The organism is Edaphobacter sp. HDX4 (assembly GCF_036877565.1).
Lineage (GTDB): Bacteria > Acidobacteriota > Terriglobia > Terriglobales > Acidobacteriaceae > Edaphobacter.
In genome coordinates this window covers 59,878-75,960 of the sequence record NZ_JAEDXW010000006.1, presented here as the reverse complement: position 1 = coordinate 75,960, position 16,083 = coordinate 59,878, and the positions used below count along the sequence as shown (strand labels likewise).

13 protein-coding genes are annotated in these 16,083 nt (G+C 60.0%); 6 read left to right on the top strand and 7 right to left on the bottom strand.

The window, feature by feature from the left end:
* Positions 1-7 precede the first annotated feature (7 nt).
* The 4 genes from larC to JAO29_RS08000 are packed head-to-tail and all read right to left on the bottom strand — an operon-like array spanning position 8 to position 4,114.
* Entirely contained in the window at positions 8-1,381 is a 1,374-nt protein-coding gene (larC, locus tag JAO29_RS08015; protein WP_334267680.1) for a nickel pincer cofactor biosynthesis protein LarC, read from the bottom strand.
* A 5-nt stretch (positions 1,382-1,386) separates the two neighbouring features.
* Positions 1,387-2,226, bottom strand: coding sequence for an ATP-dependent sacrificial sulfur transferase LarE (larE, locus tag JAO29_RS08010; RefSeq protein WP_334267679.1), 840 nt, complete (start codon positions 2,224-2,226; stop codon positions 1,387-1,389).
* A 32-nt stretch (positions 2,227-2,258) separates the two neighbouring features.
* Positions 2,259-3,284 (bottom strand): 3-dehydro-L-gulonate 2-dehydrogenase, encoded by a 1,026-nt coding sequence (yiaK, locus tag JAO29_RS08005; RefSeq protein ID WP_334267678.1) that lies wholly within the window; start codon positions 3,282-3,284, stop codon positions 2,259-2,261.
* Between the two features lie 35 nt (positions 3,285-3,319).
* A complete protein-coding gene (locus JAO29_RS08000; protein ID WP_334267677.1) occupies positions 3,320-4,114 on the bottom strand; it encodes a HoxN/HupN/NixA family nickel/cobalt transporter in 795 nt (264 codons plus the stop codon).
* Between the two features lie 88 nt (positions 4,115-4,202).
* On the opposite strand from JAO29_RS08000, the gene JAO29_RS07995 reads away from it, so the two are divergent.
* Positions 4,203-5,285, top strand: coding sequence for a Gfo/Idh/MocA family protein (locus JAO29_RS07995; protein WP_334267676.1), 1,083 nt, complete (start codon positions 4,203-4,205; stop codon positions 5,283-5,285).
* Positions 5,286-5,387: 102 nt separating this feature from the next.
* Here the strand turns inward: JAO29_RS07995 and JAO29_RS07990 are convergent, their stop codons facing one another.
* A complete protein-coding gene (locus tag JAO29_RS07990) occupies positions 5,388-6,149 on the bottom strand; it encodes a glucose 1-dehydrogenase (RefSeq protein WP_334267675.1) in 762 nt (253 codons plus the stop codon).
* Between the two features lie 322 nt (positions 6,150-6,471).
* On the opposite strand from JAO29_RS07990, the gene kduI reads away from it, so the two are divergent.
* The 3 genes from kduI to eda all read left to right on the top strand — a co-directional run bounded on the left by kduI (position 6,472) and on the right by eda (position 9,155).
* Complete coding sequence (gene kduI, locus JAO29_RS07985; RefSeq protein ID WP_334267674.1) at positions 6,472-7,302, top strand: 5-dehydro-4-deoxy-D-glucuronate isomerase; 831 nt, start codon at positions 6,472-6,474, stop codon at positions 7,300-7,302.
* Positions 7,303-7,307: 5 nt separating this feature from the next.
* Positions 7,308-8,417 (top strand): sugar kinase, encoded by a 1,110-nt coding sequence (locus JAO29_RS07980; RefSeq protein WP_334267673.1) that lies wholly within the window; start codon positions 7,308-7,310, stop codon positions 8,415-8,417.
* Positions 8,418-8,501: 84 nt separating this feature from the next.
* Positions 8,502-9,155 carry a bifunctional 4-hydroxy-2-oxoglutarate aldolase/2-dehydro-3-deoxy-phosphogluconate aldolase gene (eda, locus tag JAO29_RS07975; RefSeq protein ID WP_334267672.1) on the top strand — a complete coding sequence of 218 codons (654 nt, stop codon included), beginning with the start codon at positions 8,502-8,504 and terminating at the stop codon, positions 9,153-9,155.
* Positions 9,156-9,644: 489 nt separating this feature from the next.
* Here the strand turns inward: eda and JAO29_RS07970 are convergent, their stop codons facing one another.
* Complete coding sequence (locus JAO29_RS07970; RefSeq protein WP_334267671.1) at positions 9,645-12,905, bottom strand: TonB-dependent receptor; 3,261 nt, start codon at positions 12,903-12,905, stop codon at positions 9,645-9,647.
* A 160-nt stretch (positions 12,906-13,065) separates the two neighbouring features.
* Complete coding sequence (locus tag JAO29_RS07965; protein ID WP_334267670.1) at positions 13,066-14,214, bottom strand: alginate lyase family protein; 1,149 nt, start codon at positions 14,212-14,214, stop codon at positions 13,066-13,068.
* 134 nt (positions 14,215-14,348) lie between these two features.
* Between JAO29_RS07965 and JAO29_RS07960 the strand changes: the two genes are divergently transcribed.
* Both JAO29_RS07960 and JAO29_RS07955 read left to right on the top strand, forming a co-directional pair.
* Entirely contained in the window at positions 14,349-14,741 is a 393-nt protein-coding gene (locus tag JAO29_RS07960; RefSeq protein WP_334267669.1) for a hypothetical protein, read from the top strand.
* A gap of 88 nt (positions 14,742-14,829) precedes the next feature.
* Positions 14,830-16,080 (top strand): efflux RND transporter periplasmic adaptor subunit, encoded by a 1,251-nt coding sequence (locus JAO29_RS07955; RefSeq protein WP_334267668.1) that lies wholly within the window; start codon positions 14,830-14,832, stop codon positions 16,078-16,080.
* Positions 16,081-16,083 lie beyond the last annotated feature (3 nt).

Here is a 16,083-nt window from a genome sequence, read left to right as displayed (position 1 = left end):
CGGCCCTCTACCTTCCCTGCGCGCTCTGATAGGCGGCAATCGCGCTCTGCTGGACCAGCTTGACCGGTACCTTGTGTAGCTCCGCGGCTGCGCGGCAGTCTTCGAATTCGGGAGCGGCGTTGTAGACCTCCCCGGACCGGGAGGCCACCTTGATTCGGATCTGGCCATACGATGTGCTGACCGCAACATGGGCGCGGTCCAGGCAGGAGCGGCGCTCGTGATGGATCCTTACTCCCAGCGTGCTCGTCTCGCGCAAGAGCAGATCTTCGAGAACGGCTACCTTGTCGTCGTCCGCCAGAATCGTGACCAGAGTGCCCATCCGGCCCTTCTTCATCTGTACCGAGGTAGACATCACATCCAGAGCACCCAGCGCGAGTGCGCGCTCCGTCACATATGCCAGGATCTGGGGAGAGAGATCGTCGAGCGCGGTCTCGAGGATGGCGACAGAGGACTGGTTCACTCCGTCAGATTCGCCAATCGACAGCCTCAGGACATTGGGAAAGTCTTTGGGGTTTCGCGTGCCTGCGCCATAGGCAATGGTCTGCACGCGCATCGCGGGTTGAGGACCGAACGTGGGGGAGAGTGCGCGGATCAGCGCAGCGCCCGTAGGCGTCACCAGCTCCTGCTGAACGTGGGCAGAATAGGTGGGAACTTCGCGCAGCAGATCCGCCGTCGCAGGCGCGGGGACAGGAAAGCGCCCGTGAGCACAATCCACCATGCCGCCTCCGACATTCAAGGGCGAGGCATACCAGGCATCCACTCCGAGAGCGTGGATGCCCGCGCTCACAGCGACGATATCAACGATCGCATCCACGGCGCCCACCTCGTGAAAGTGAATCTTATCGATATCCACGTTATGGATCTTTGCTTCGCTGGCACCCAGCAGCTCGAAGGTATGGATCGCTCTGCTCTTCACCGCGTCCGCAAGCTTTGTGCCTGCGATCAGTTGGCGAATGACCGACAGAGATCGGCCATGAACGTGTCCATGCTGATGTCCCGCGTTATGAGAATGAGAGTGCTTCGCCTCGTCATGCTGATGCGGGTGCGTGTGCGAATGCTCCTGATGCGAGTGCTCATGCGAGTGCTCATGCGAGTGCTCATGCGAGTGCTCATGCGTGTGCGTGTGCTCGTGTTCGTGTGTATGAGCATGACTATGAGAGTTGGCATCTGCAGCTTCCGCCAGCTTGCCGTTCTCCAGCACCCGCACGTAGCTCGAAGAGATTCCGCTGCGATCGACCTTGCTGAGTGAGAGCGATGCGCCAAGATCAAGCGCCTTCACTGCATCGTGAAGCACCTCTGCTGGAACGCCAGCGTCGAGCAGAGCCCCGAGGAACATATCTCCGCTAACTCCAGCGAAGCAATCCAGATAAGCAATACGCATAAGAATTATTGTTTCATGGTGGCGGGTGTGATCGCGGCGACCGGCAGCATGTCATTCATGGAGCCGGAGCGATAGCCCTGGGTATCAAGTGTCACGTAGAGAAAACCGGCTCGATGCACGGCTTCTGTAATCCGGTCGAGCGTCTCGATGTTCAGGGCGCGAGGAAGATCCATACGAGCAATCTCAATCCGCGCAAGATTACCGTGATGGCGCACCCGGACCTGAGCAAATCCAAGGGCGTGCAAGGCTTCCTCAGCCTGCTCGACCTGGGCGAGATTTTCGCGCGTTACCGGTCGGCCGTATTCGATTCGTGAGGAGAGGCAGGCCGAGGCGGGCTTGTCCCACAGTTCCAGGCCGGCATCGAGGGCGAGCTGCCGAATCTCCGTCTTCGTCAGCTGCGCCGTTACGAGCGGGGCGAGGGCATGATGCTGGGAAGCAGCCTGTTGCCCAGGCCGAAACTCTCCACGATCATCAAGGTTCATTCCATAGGCGAGATGACGAAATCCGAGGATCGCCTGCTCGGCTTCCATGCGGGTAAACAGTTCATCCTTGCAGTGAAAGCAACGCTGGGAATCATTGCGCTGGTAGTCCGGATTGTCGAGTTCGGCAGTAGGAAGAATATGGGTCGGAATTCCATGTCGCGCCGTAAAAGACAGGGCTGCCGCCAGTTCCGCCCGTGGCAGGGAGGCCGAGTCTGCGATGACGGCGAGCATCTCGCCACCCAGCACGCGGTGCGCAGCCCAGGCCAGAAACGCCGAATCGGTTCCGCCCGAGTACGCAATCATGACGCTGCCCAGGTCTCTGAGCGTGGTCTCGAGCAGGGCGCGTTTTGAAGTCAGGTCCATACCTCTGTAGATGCTAGCGGAGTCCATCCCGGTTAACGAAATATCGGATCTCCCAACGACTGGAGGTGCTGCCAGATCTCCGGATCCACGGGAACCCCGAGACTGAGGTTCTCTTCGCGGATGCGGAGAGTCTGTTCTCCCGGATAGCGGATCGGATCTGCCGGATCGAGTGGGGGCGCCTGATGCAGATGTTCCAAGATTCCGTCCGCGATGTGATTCAGCTCCCCGGCTGCGGAGAGATTTGCAGGATCAATCGCGAGAAACATCTGCGACTGGCCCGCCTCAAGCGTCGGTTCCAACGGAAGCTGATGCGTGGCCAGCCCCCCGGAGAGCATTGTGGCGATCATATCCAGGACCAGGGACAGGCTGGAACCCTTCCAGTAGCCGATGGGAAGCGCCCGCTGCGAAGCCTCGATCGCGGCGGCGTCCTGGGTGAGGTGTCCAGTGCTGTCGAAGCCACCCGGAACCGGTAGCGGCTTGCCGCGTTTGGCATACGATGACAATGCGCCGTAAGAAAACTGGCTCATGGCCATGTCCAGCACGACATGTTCTCCATTCTCCCGAGGTACGGCAAGGACCAGAGGATTATTGCCGACCGTAGGAGCCGCCGAGCCCCACGTGGGAAGGTTCGCCAGCGTGTTCGACCAGCACATCGCAAACATTCCCTGATCGGCAGCCTGCCAGCCGAAGGCTCCACCGCGCATCCAGTGATTGCTGTTGGCTAAAGCAACCGCGCCGATCCCGTTGGCTCGCGCTAATTCGATGGTCCGCTGCATGGCAAGATAGGCGTTTACGTTGCCCACGCCGCGATTGCCATTCCACCGTTCCATGCTCCCGAAGGCTGCGGTTCGAGACGGTTTGGCGTGTACGTTGATACTGCCATTCCGTACCATCGCCTCGAACCGCGGAAAGCGATTCAGACCGTGCGTGTACACGCCATCGCGTGTGGTCTCGGCGAAGAGTCGGGCGGATAACTGAGCTGCCTGCGGCTCAAGGCCGAGGTGCAGCATCGCTCGTTCAAGCGTGGCATAAAGGTCAGTAAAGGGAACACGCAGCATACATGCAGTTTAGTCGAGTGAAGGTCCAGCAGGCCCTAGCGGACCAGTGCAGGGAGCTTGTCGCTCATGCCAAACAGGAAGATTGTGCCGATCGCGAAGCTGTAGACCGCAGTCAGTGATGTGACAAACAGCTGCAGCTTCGGGCGATGCCTGCTCGATGCGAAGATGCCGGAGGCCGAGGCAGTCATCAGCGTGTTCATCACCAGTAACCCTCCGATAAAACAAAGCAGGCCCAGGAAGCCGCGGCTGGTTCCGCCCAGGTTCGCTGCCAGCAAAAACAGCAGGAGCTGTGATGGAGTCTCTGCTCCCAGTCCGTGAAGAACGCCGACGATGAGGACCGAACTGCGATCGTAGCGAAACCGGAACGGCTCAGGACGCGGCAACTCCCGATCCTTTAGGCTGCGGACTCTCCAACTCGCATACTGCGCCCCGGAGACCAGCAGGGCAATCCGGCTGGCTGGAATGACGTGCTGATGAGTCGCATCGGAACGTCTGCGGAAGAAGGCGAACAGGACGTACAGCGCGAGAACAATCAGCGTTGCGCCTACAATCCGCTCTCCGACTGCATCCAGGTGGCGCGGCAGGCCGAGATGAAGAAAGATTACCGCCGCCCCAAGCACAGCGACAGTCAGGGCGTGTCCCAGCGCATACAGCAGGCCTAGTCTCATGCCCTCGCGCCATGTGCGCTGAACGCTCGTGATGTCCGTGATGGCTGCGAGATGGTCGTAATCGAATCCGTGTCGAAGCCCAAGCAGAGCGCAGGAGAACAAAGCGAGTTCGAGCGCGGATGACATCTTTGGTAGGGTACGAGGTGCGGCAACTGTGCGCAACCGATGGTATTTACTGGCATACCCCAACCTTGGCTGAGGATTTTGGGAATAGAATTCTTGTTGAATTAGTAAAAGAGGTTGTCTGGAAATGGATCTGGAGAGAATCGTCAGGGGGGCCGCTGCCCCGCGTCCTCGTTCCGCTCGGCCCATCATCATGATCGGTTCCGGCGGCATTGTCCGCGATGCCCATCTGCCGGCCTATGCCAAAGCAGGCTTCCCGGTGGCCGCGCTTGTAGACGTCAATCTGGAGAAGGCCGAAGCCCTTGCCCAAGAGTTCGGCATCGCCCGGGGCTTTTCTTCCATCGCGGAGGCAATTCGATTCGCACCTAAGGACTCCATCTTTGACATCGCCACGCCGGCCAAAGTCCTGCCATCTATCCTCTCCCAGCTTCCGGACGGAGCCGCTCTTCTGATGCAGAAGCCTATGGGCGACACCCTCGCCGAGGCCACTGAGATTCTCCGCATCTGTCGCGAAAAGAGGCTTACCGCTGCAGTGAACTTCCAGCTTCGCTGGGCGCCGAACATGCTGGCCGCGCGAGCTATTACCTCCTCCGGCGCATTGGGCGAGTTACACGATATGGAGATCAAGGTCAGCGTCCATATGCCCTGGGAGCTATGGAGTTTCCTCAGCACCGCTCCCCGGCTGGAGATTCTCTACCACTCCATTCACTACGTCGATCTTGTCCGAAGCTGGCTTGGGAATCCTCGCAGCGTCTATGCAAAGACAGTGAAGAGCCCTCGCACGCCGAAGCTGGCAGCGACCAAGAGCGTGATCGTTCTGGATTACGGAGACGACAAGCGCGCCTTCGTCGCCACCAACCACAGCCACGACTTCGATCCGCATATGCAGCGAAGCTTCGTCCAGTGGGAGGGAACGACTGGCGCGATGCGGGCCCAGATGGGGGTCAATCTCAACTATCCTGCCGGTCTTCCCGACAACCTGGAATACGTCCTGCGAGATGGCGCGGGATGGAAGGACGCCCCTATCAGCGGAAACTGGTTTCCGGATGCTTTTATGGGCTCCATGGGATCGCTGCAGGCCTACGTTCAGGGCGACGCCAGCACGCTGCCGACCAGCGTCGAAGATGCGATTGACACCATGCGCACCGTTGAGGCCGCCTATCTCTCAAGCGAGGGCGGAGGGGAAGAGCTTCCGGCTATTGAAGGATGAAATGCAGCGCAGTAACTCTCAACCCTCGTCATTCTGAGCCGCAGGCGAAGAATCCCTGTATTTTTTGCAGGATGCATCCGGCCAGCCAAACCTCACAGAAGCTCAGCGCCCCATCCACCCGCCATCCACCGTCAGCACAGTGCCTGTGACATAGTCGCTGGCTGGAGTGCTGAGATAAAGGGCTGCCCCCGCAATGTCCAGAGGATTCCCCCAACGCCCTGCGGGGATCCGTTCCAGGATCTGGCGATTGCGTGTCTCATCGGACTGGAGTGGCTCCGTGTTCGTGGTCGAGATATAACCAGGGGCGATCGCGTTGACCTGAATCTGTTTTGCAGCCCACTCGTTGGCCAACGCTTTGGTTAGCTGAGCAACTCCGCCCTTGCTGGCGGCGTAGGCTGGGACGCGGATGCCGCCCTGAAAGCTCAGCAGGGAGGCGATGTTGACGATCTTGCCTGGAGCGTTGCGGGCGATCATGTCCCGGCCTGCAAGCTGCGACAGCTGAAATACGCTCGTAAGGTTGACCTGGAGAACCGTCTGCCAGTCTTCCAGCGGATAGTCGACCGCGTTGTGACGGATGATGGTGCCGGCATTGTTGATCAGGATATCGATCCTGCCGAACTTCTCTTTTACCTCGGAGAAGAGCTGCTCCGCTCCGGTAGCAGAGGAGAGATCGGCCTGAAATGCGACTGCTTTCTCACCGATGGCTGCGGCGGTCTCGGTTGCAGGCCGCCGGTTGCCGTGAACCGCGACCGTAGCTCCAGCCTGAGCGAGTGCTTCGGCGATAGAGGCTCCGATGCCGGTCGCGGCTCCGGTGACGAGGGCGACCTTCTGGTCGAGACAAAAGAGTTCGAAGATATTTTGCATACATCGTCACTCTAAAGGTGCCTTCGTCTGTCCAGCAAATCGAAGTGTTTCAGCTGATTCATATGCGGTTCATACATCCGTCTGCGTGCGGTTATTGGCGTTTTATTGACGGTCCAGAATCCCGTCTCGTATCGTGGGAGGGGTTCTCTCCGCGCCGAACCCAGATTGGCGCCTTCGACCGGACCTGAAGACTGGCTTTGATGCTCGACAGCACGCGTTTAGGGCATATGGCTTAGGTCCCGCTCGAACAGGGACGATATCTTTGTTTCATGCCCCTGAGAGATGCTTCTGCAGAGAATTACCGCGAATTGAGGAGAATGCGATGAGGCTGTATCAGATGGCAGATTCGGTCCGCTACGGACTGATGAATACGGAAGAGCTGCGCGAGACTTTTCTGCTGGAAGACTTCTTTCAGCCCGGCGAGATCGAGTTCGCTTACGTCGACCTGGACCGCACCGTCATCGGCTCGGCCGTCCCGACCGAGGGTCCCCTGGAGCTTGAGACGGAGCCTGAGCTGCGAGCCGACTTCTTCCTCGAGCGCCGTGAGCTCGGCGTCCTGAATGTCGGTGGCGCAGGAACTGTCACCGTCGACGGCAAGACCTTCGAGATGGACAAGCTCGACTGCCTCTACGTCGGGCGCGGTTCGAAAGACGTCAGCTTCGCGAGCAAAGATGCTGCGAACCCCGCGGAGTTCTACCTGCTCAGCTATCCCGCGCATGCAGACTATCCGACCGCGATGGTGAAGTTCGCGGATATCAAGCCGGTCGAGCTTGGTTCGGTAGAGACCTGCAACAAGCGCAAGATCTACAAAGCGATTTACAGAGAAGGCATCAAGAGCTGCCAGCTCGTCATGGGCTTCACCATGCTCGAGCCGGGAAGCAACTGGAACACGATGCCTCCGCATACACACATGCGGCGCAGCGAAGTTTACTTCTACTTCGACGTTGATCCTGCGCATCGTGTGCTTCACCTCATGGGGCCGCCGGACGCGACCAGCCATCTCGTGATGAAGGACAAAGAGGTTGTAGTTTCACCGGGATGGTCCATCCATGCCGGTGTCGGCACCAGGCACTACACATTCTGCTGGGGTATGGGCGGAGAAAACCAGGCGTATGACGATATGGATGGCGTTGCCATCGCGGAGCTTCGATAAAAACAATGAGTGAGTCAGCAAGTCTCAAGATTCGTAAAAAAGAAGAGTGCAAGTGGGATCTGGTCAGCCTGGGCGAAGTGATGCTTCGTCTCGATCCGGGCGACGTTCGTGTCGCGACCACGCGACAGTTTCAGGTGTGGGAAGGCGGCGGCGAGTACAACGTCGCCCGTGGCCTTCGCCGCTGCTTCGGCCTGAAGACGGCCATTGTGACCGCGCTCGCTGACAACCCGGTCGGCCGCCTGGTCGAGGACCTGATGAACCAGGGTGGCGTGGACCAGAGCCACGTGCAGTGGGTCAAGTATGACGGCGTCGGCCGCACGGTGCGCAACGGCCTCAACTTTACGGAGCGCGGCTTCGGCGTGCGCGCTGCTCTCGGCTGCTCCGATCGCGGCAACACGGCGGTCAGCCAGCTCAAGCCCGGACAGATCGACTGGGACGAGATCTTCGGCAAGGAAGGCGCTCGCTGGTTTCACACCGGCGGAATCTTCTGCGCACTGAGCGAGACGACGCCCGAGGTCTGCAAGGAGGCTCTTGTGGCCGCGCGCAAGCATGGCGTGATGACGAGCTACGACCTGAACTACCGTGACTCGCTTTGGAAGTCGATAGGCGGCAAGGCCAAGGCGACCGAGGTTAACCGCGATCTCGCGCAGTATGTCGATGTCATGATCGGCAACGAAGAGGACTTCACCGCGGCTCTCGGCTTCGAGATCGAGGGCGTGGGCGACGACCTGGGCGAGCTTGACTCAGCCAACTTCCGGAAGATGATCGAGAAGGCAGTTGCGACCTACCCGAACTTCAAGGCCGTCGCAACCACGCTGCGCCATGCGAAGACGGCGAGCGTCAACGACTGGGGCGCGGTCTGCTACTACGAGGGCCAGTTCCACGAGGCACGTCCGATGCCCGATCTCGAGATCTTCGACCGCGTCGGTGGCGGCGACTCCTTCGCCTCCGGCCTGATCTACGGCTTCCTGAACGAGAAGGGCGCTGACTGGGCGGTCAACTGTGGCTGCGCTCATGGGGCTCTCGCGATGACCACACCCGGCGACACCACGATGGCGACCTTCGACGAGGTGCAGCGCGTGATGAAGGGCGGCGGCGCTCGGGTTCAGCGATAGAAAACAGGCAGAATCTTCATAACCAGCCCGGCTGAGCGATACCTCAGCCGGGCTTCAGAGACTTCAGGAAAGCGAGTAATTCAGATGACTAAAGCCGCTGTATTGGCTTCGTTGAAAGAGATTGGGCTGGTTCCCGTGCTGCGGGCCGAGTCCGTTGACAAGGCGCTTGCACTGGCTGAGGCGATCGCGGCCGGCGGCGTAACCGTGCTCGAGATCACGATGACGGTTCCGGGCGCGATCCAGGTCATGCGCAAGCTGGCCGAGCAGCGTCCTGACATTCTGATCGGCGCGGGCACGGTGCTCGATGCCGAGACGGCCCGGGCCTGCATTCTCGAGGGCGCAAAGTTTGTCGTCAGCCCGGCGCTGAACGTGAAGACCATCGAGATGTGTCACCGTTACTCCATCGCCGCTCTTCCCGGTGCGCTCACTCCGACCGAGGTGGTGAATGCATGGCAGGCAGGTGCGGATGTAGTGAAGATCTTCCCGGCCAGCGCGATGGGCGGAGCAAAGTACCTGAGCTCGCTCAAGGCTCCGCTGCCGCAGGTCGAGATGATCCCGACGGGCGGCGTCTCGCTGGATACTGCGAAGAGCTTCCTCGATGCCGGCGCGTTCGCGCTCGGCGTTGGTGCGGATCTGGTGAACACCAAGGCGATGGCCGAGGGCAAGCCCGAGGTCGTCACCGAGAGCGCGAAGAAGTACCTCGCGATCGTCAAGGAGTACCAGGCGGGGAAGAAGTAGTACCCCTCCCCCGGTATTTCGCGCAAAATCTTCAAAATAGAGGGTCTTAGGTCTGGACTTCAAACGCAATTTGTATGCCAGACCTGTGCGTTATGCAAGAAGCCCCGGCGAGTGCCGGGGCTTCCTGGTTCTGGCTGGGGATGCTCTTTTAAGAGTAGTACAGCGGACACAATAAATCGGCAGATGTATGTTGATGCGCTTCAAACGGTTAGCTGGATGTGGGGCTTGACAGGACTGCTGTGTGCTTTTTTCTCTGGCTGGAATCGTTCCATGTACCGGAATCCTGCAAAGAAATACAGGGATTCTTCGCTGCGCTCAGAATGACGGTGCCGAAAAGCAATCAATGACGGTGTCGAAAAGGGCTCAGAATGACGGTTTCGAAAAGAATGGCGTCGCAAATAAAACAGCCGAAGCGGAGCTTCGGCTGTTGCAAGTGATATTCAGTCGAGGAGCATCCTGGCCTATAGTTCAAGATGCTCCTCGATCTGGTTAGAAGCTCGCTCGGAGTGACAGCTGAATCTGACGATTTGCTCCGATACCGACCTGGTTGCCGACCGTGGCTGAGTTCACGCCCCAGGACGAGCCTGCCAGGGACTGCGTGAACGGGTTGCCGGGCTGGCTGGCCGAGGTGAGCGTCTGGTTGAGACGAACGTTCCCGGGGTTGGCGAAGTTGGGGTGATTGAGAACGTTGTAGATCTCGGAACGGAACTCGATGTTGGCGCGCTCGGTGAGGTGGAACTGCTTGGAGAGCGTCAGGTCGAGCTGGGCGAGGTTGGGACCGCTGAGGTCGTTGCGGCGGAAGTTTCCGAAGGTTCCGGGAGCCGGTGTGGTGAAGGCCGCCGGATTGAGGTAGTTGTAACCACTCTTCAGATAGGGATTGACGCCGGGAACGATGTTGGGACGGCGAACGTTACGGCTGTTGCCGCCTCCGGGAACGTTGACCACAGCGGTGGTCTGGACAACTCCGCCGGTGACCACCGGTGAGCCGAAGACCTGTCCTGCGATGGAGGTCCCGGGCTTGCCGACGTAGGCGAGATCGGGCCGAGTGATCAGCACGTCGATCGGTACGCCGCTGCGGAAGTTGGTGATACCGCCTATCTGCCAGCCTCCTGCGAGAGCATCCATCGGACCGGAGAGGCTGAACGCCCTGCCGTGGCCGAAGGGAAGATCGTAGAGGAGATTGAGGTTGAGAGTATGGCGGATGTCAAAGTTTCCGCGACCGTACTCCGGAGTGGCTCCGAAGACCTGAATGGGAGCCTGGGCGGTGTTGGCTTCGTTGGAGCCGGAGGAGGTTCCCAGCTCCTTGGCCCAGGTGTACTGCGCGCCGAGCGAGAGCCCCTTGGAGAAGCGGCGCATGAGCTGGGTCTGCAGAGCGTTGTACATGTCCGTACCGCCGGAGGTTTTGTAGTCGACTTCGGCGAAGCGGCCGCCGAACTGGCGGATCGCGGTTCCGGTGCCGGTGGTGGGGCTGGTCGTAACGCCTGTGATCAGGTTGGTGACGGAGCGCATGAAGAGATTGCGTCCCGTGGAACCGACGTAGCCGACCATCAACTGCATGTCGCCCGGAAGCTTCTGCTGGATGGAGGCCGTGTAGGTGGTGACGCGCTCAGGAATCTTGTAGTTCGGTGAGTAGGCGCGTGGCTGGTATCCGAGTGTGGGGCTGTTGATGTCGTAATTCGCGTAGACATCGGTAGCCGGGTCGATGGGATAGACCTTACCGGAGGTGAAGGTGCGGGTGACGCGGTCGTTGGCCTCAGGCTGAATCTGGTCTTCAGTCTGACCCGGACCATAGAAGACGCCGCCGCCGATGCGGAGCACGGTATCGCCGTTCAGAGCAGAAGGTGCCCAGGTGAGGGCGAGGCGGGGACCGAAGTTCGCTTTGCTGCTGTTGTACCAGTCTCCGGAGTACTTGGGATAGATGGTTCCAGCGACCATGTCGAAGATGACGTCCTTATTACGGGTCTCATGCAGGGGAGCGTAGTACTCGTAGCGGAGACCAAAGCTCAAGGTGAGATTGGGGCGCAGCTTCCACTCGTCCTGCGCATAGCCGATATAGTAGGCCTGCTTGACGTGGGCGTTGCCGCTGAGGCCAGTAAATGGGCTCTTGTCGCTGAGGTCGCCGTAGAACTGAATCTGCGACGGGGAGTTGGTGAGGAAGGTGGAGACGTTCTGATAGGTGTAAGTCGTTCCACCGATCTGGTTGTTGTAAAGACCGATAGGGCGGATCTCTACGCCAAACTTCAAGTTGTGGTTGCCCTTGAGGACGGAGAGGTTATCGATGTAGGAGAAGGTCTGCCCGGTGTAGGGTGCGCCGACGCCGTTGAATGAGCTGGAGAGGCTGATGAGAGAGCCTACGTTGGTGAGTCCGCCGACGGCGATACGGGTGCGGCTGATGTCAGCGTTAGGGCTGGGGCCGGGGATGCCCAGCACGCGCATCTTGATGCCGTTATAGCCGAACTTGGTCTCGTTGAAGATGTGCGGGGTCCAGACCTGGGTCAGGGCGATTACGCCGTTCTGCGGGACCATGACCTGGCCGTACTTGCTGAGCGAAGCATCCTGAATCTGCTGCGAGGTACCCTGATCGCGGTTGTAGCGAGCGTACATGCTGAAGCGATCGTTGATGTGATAGTCGAAGCGGACGGCACCGAAGTTTTCCTGGATGGTGTTCGCACCGATCGTAGTCACAGTCTGCTGCAGGACACCGGGCACGACCGGGTTGGGGTCGGAGGGGAAGGCAGCGAGCAGTGAAGAGATGGGGCTGCTGGGGGAGACGAGAGAGCGGGCGTAGTTGGAGAGGGTCGCCTGCGTATAGGGAGCCGCCCACGTCTGGCGAAGCCCCTCGTAGTTTCCGAAGAAGAAGAGCTTGTCCTTGATGATGGGACCACCGAGCGAACCGCCGAACTGGTTGAGGCGGAACTTCGGATTTCCTTTGCCGCGCTGGTTGAAGGTATTGCGGGCGTCGAAGTAATCGTTGCGGAGGTACTCGAAGACGGAGCCGTGGAGGTTATTGCTACCGGATTTGGTGATGAAGCTGATCTGTCCTCCGGTTCCGGTTCCCATCTCGGCGGGGTAACTGGAGGAGTCGATACGGAACTCCTGGACGGCCTCAAGCGATTGCTGCAGGCGGAAGAGCGAAGTAGTTTCGCCGTTCAGGTTGCCCGGGGAGGTGTCGATGATGGAGGTGGCTTCGATACCGTCGAGGCGGATGATGTTCTGTTCGACGGAGCGGCCGGAGAAGCGGATGTTGTCGAAGGTTCCGGAGCCGGAGTTGGTAGCTCCCGGAACGAGCAGATAGAGCTGAGAGATCTGGCGGCCGTTGATGGGCAGGTCTTCGATCTCGCGGGCGCTGACGTTGCCTCCGATCCTGGCGGACTCGGTATCGAGCGCGGCGGTGCCTGACTCTACTGTAACGGTGGTCTGAGAGTTCTCGACACTGAGGCTGTAGTTGCGGTTGATCTCCTGACCTACCTGGAGGAGGATCCCCTTGGCCTGGAGAGTTGAGAAGCCGGGATGGGAGAGCTCGAGGGTGTAGGTGGCGGGAGGAAGCTGGACCAGAGTGAACTGGCCGGAGTTGTTGGTCGTTGTCGTACGCTGGCGTCCCGTGCTGTTGTCGGTAAGCGTGACCTGCGCGTCAGCAAGGGCGGATTCAGATTTATCTGTGAGGAAGCCGGTGATGCTTCCTGTGCTGGTCTGGGCAAAACTCTCGGTTAGAAAGACGAACAGAATTAGTAACAATCGAATTGGTCTCATAGGGCCTCTTGGGTCGAGTATTCGAGGCTTCTATGAAAATCGAGTTACTTTTCGATGAATAGGAGAACTATTCAGCGGGTGGCGTGTCTAAAATATCCGGTTTTCCTCATTGCGTGAACGCACGATGAATTCTAGGGTTTTCGGGCAAAAACCTGTGGATCTACGGATGCGGTCGCGTGACCCAGAGCAGAGGCTGGCGGATGGGGAAGGTGCGGTCGAGCTCGGGGTTGGAGGTATCGGCCGGAAGAGTGCGCCAGGTGTCGGCATACTCCGGACGACTGTAGGCGCGAGCAGCGAAGAGAAGAGCGGGACGCCGAAGGGGAAGCTCGTTGAAGAACTCGGCGTCGGCCCGATAAGGCCACGATCTGCGGTTGGCGATGAAGGGATAGAGGCGAGCGATGGCGACGCGCATGCCGGGGCCGTCCTGCAGCTCGAAGTCCCAGACGCTTTCAAAACGGGTGGAGAGCAGATCGCAGCAGCCGGCGAGCATGTCGAGGTTGAAGAGGCTGTTGCGGTAGGGATTGGGTGTGGTGATCTCGCGCGGGAAGCTTCCGTCGTAGGTGATCTGGGCGCGAATGGTTGCGGATCGAAACTGATGACGGAGCGTAGTGAGGGCGCGGTCGTCCTTGAGGTTGAGCCGGGCGCAGGCTGCGGCCTGCAAGAGCCAGGAGGAGCCGTTGTGGTCGCGCATGTCGCGGGCAAGGCCGGCGGTGCGTGAATTATTGAGCCAATCGAGATAACCGGTAAACCACTGATTGATGGTTACGAGGTCGGAGGGTGAGAGGGCTTCGGAGCTGGAGAGGAACTGGATGCTCTGCGCGACCTCGGCGAGATGAACGGCTTCGATGACGCCTTCCGGGCTCCCCGTCTTTGTCGCGGGAGTGACTCGGGCGTATTCGAGATTGGGCGACATTGCGGTCTCGGGAGTTACGAACCAGGCGCGGAGGTGGGCGACGGCGTGTTGGGCGTAGCGCTCGTCCTTCGTGATGACATAGGCGGCGGTGAGGGCGGGGACGATGTGGGCGAGGGAGAGGATGGCGTCGCGATGGGCGGTGAAGGTGCCGGGTGCGGAATAGAAGTCGTGGGGCGTTCCGGGGGAGTCGGGCGCTGGAAGTGTGGTGATGGGGGTGGGCTGTTGGGTGAGGGAGTGATCGGCGGCGGAGAGGATGCGGTCGTGATCGATGACGGCGACGTTGGGGCGGGTCGGTGTTCCGGTGGCAGGGGTCTGGGCGAAGAGGCGTCGCGCGAGCAGAAGGGTTGCGGTCTGGGTGCAGAGGCGTGAGCAGAAGTGTCTACGTGTGATGGACATATCGGCGACCTTTGGGGTGAAGGGTATCACGCAGTACCGGGATGGGAGGCGGAAGCAGCTAACAGGACAGGATGTTTGCGCGTCCAATGTTAGGTGGAGTGCTCCGCTGTGCCCGGGTGGTATGGTGAGAGGAGATGATTCTGGACTTCGGCAGAACGAGACAGGAGCAGTGGGCGCGTGGAGCCGGAATGGCGCTGTGCCTGCTTGTCCTCGTGTTTTCGTTCGCGGCGAAGCTTTCGTGGTATCAGCCGAAGAGTCTTGGAATGCCAGTGAAGACGTTGTCTTCGAGCAAGATGTGGCAGCACGAGGCGAAGGTTGCGGCTGCGATGATGTCGGCTCCCGAAGAGACTGGAATGTTTGCCCAGATGGTGGCAAGCATCTCTTCGCTGCTGCTGTTCGCAGTGGCGACACACTTCCTGTTTGAGTCGCTGTCCACGGGTGAGTGGATGGAGCGCGAGGCTGCGGTTGCGGTCCGGCGTGCGAGATTTGCCCGAATCTCCCAGTTTAGAGCACCTCCCGCTCGTTAATTCCTTTTTCTTACAGAGTTGTGTTCTGCCTCGCGGAGTCGTGTCTTCGCCCTGGCATGGGAACGATGAAACTCAACCGAAGACGAATGTGAGTGAGTTGACTATGGACTGGTCTTGCTGGACTCGGCGGTGTGCGCTGCCTTGGGTTTGTGCTGTCTTGTTGGTGGGTGCGGTAACGGGGTGCAAGAAAGAAGAAGGTGGAGCGACGGCAGAGGCGGCAGCGACTCCTCGGGCAGCGGTTGTGCCGGTGACGCGTCAGGCTGTGACAAAGAACCTTACGGTGGCGGGCGAGTTTATTCCGTTCCAGGAGGTGGAGCTGCATGCAAAGGTCGCAGGGTATATCCGGAAGATCAGTGTCGATATTGGAGATAAGGTTCGTACGGGGCAGGTTCTGGCGACGCTGGAGATTCCGGAGTTGACGGCACAGGTGTCCGGTGCGGAGGCCGGCATACGGCACAGCCAAGAAGAGGTCACGCTGGCAAAGAGCCAAGTGGCACGGGCAGAGGCCGATCATAACGCGCTGCACATGGCTGCCGAACGATTGAAGCAGGCTGCGACGGCGCGGCCGGGGATGATCGCCCAGCAGGAGATCGATGACGCCGAGGCGAAGGATTCGTCATCGGAGGCGCAGGTCGAGGTTGCGAAGGCGACGGTGGCGGCGCAGCAGCAGCAGATGGAGGTGGCGAAGGCCGAGCATCTGCACTACTCGTCCCTGGCGGGGTACTCGAAGATTACGGCGCCTTTCGATGGGATTGTGACGTGGCGCTATGCCGACACCGGGGCTCTGATCCAGGCGGGAACGTCGAATGTGGGATCGATGCCGGTGGTGAAGGTGGCACAGGTGAATGTGCTGCGGCTGCGTATCCCGGTTCCTGAGTCGCTGGCAGGATACGTCCGCGACGGAGATACGGCGGATGTTCTGGTGCAGGCGACGGGAGACCACTTTACGGGGAAGGTCGTGCGGACGACAGGAGCCCTGGACCGCACAACGCGAAGCCTGCAGGTGGAAGTGGACGTGCCGAATCCGAAGTCGAAGCTGACGCCAGGGATGTATGCGGATGTGACGCTTAGAATCGCAGGAAATCCGAGCGCTCTGACGGTTCCGGTGCAGGCGGTGGATCAAGGGCCTAACGGGGCCTCGGTCCTGGTGGTCGACGCGAACAACAACGTGCAGCGGCGGCCGGTGCAGATTGGCCTGGAGACACCGGACAAGGTTCAGATTCTGAGTGGCGTTCACGATGGAGAGCGGGTGATTGTGGGCAACCTCGCATCGTTTGAGCCCGGACAGAAGGTGAACCCCAGAGCGAGCGCTATGGTGGCCAGCGGGAAGGAGGAGTAGCGA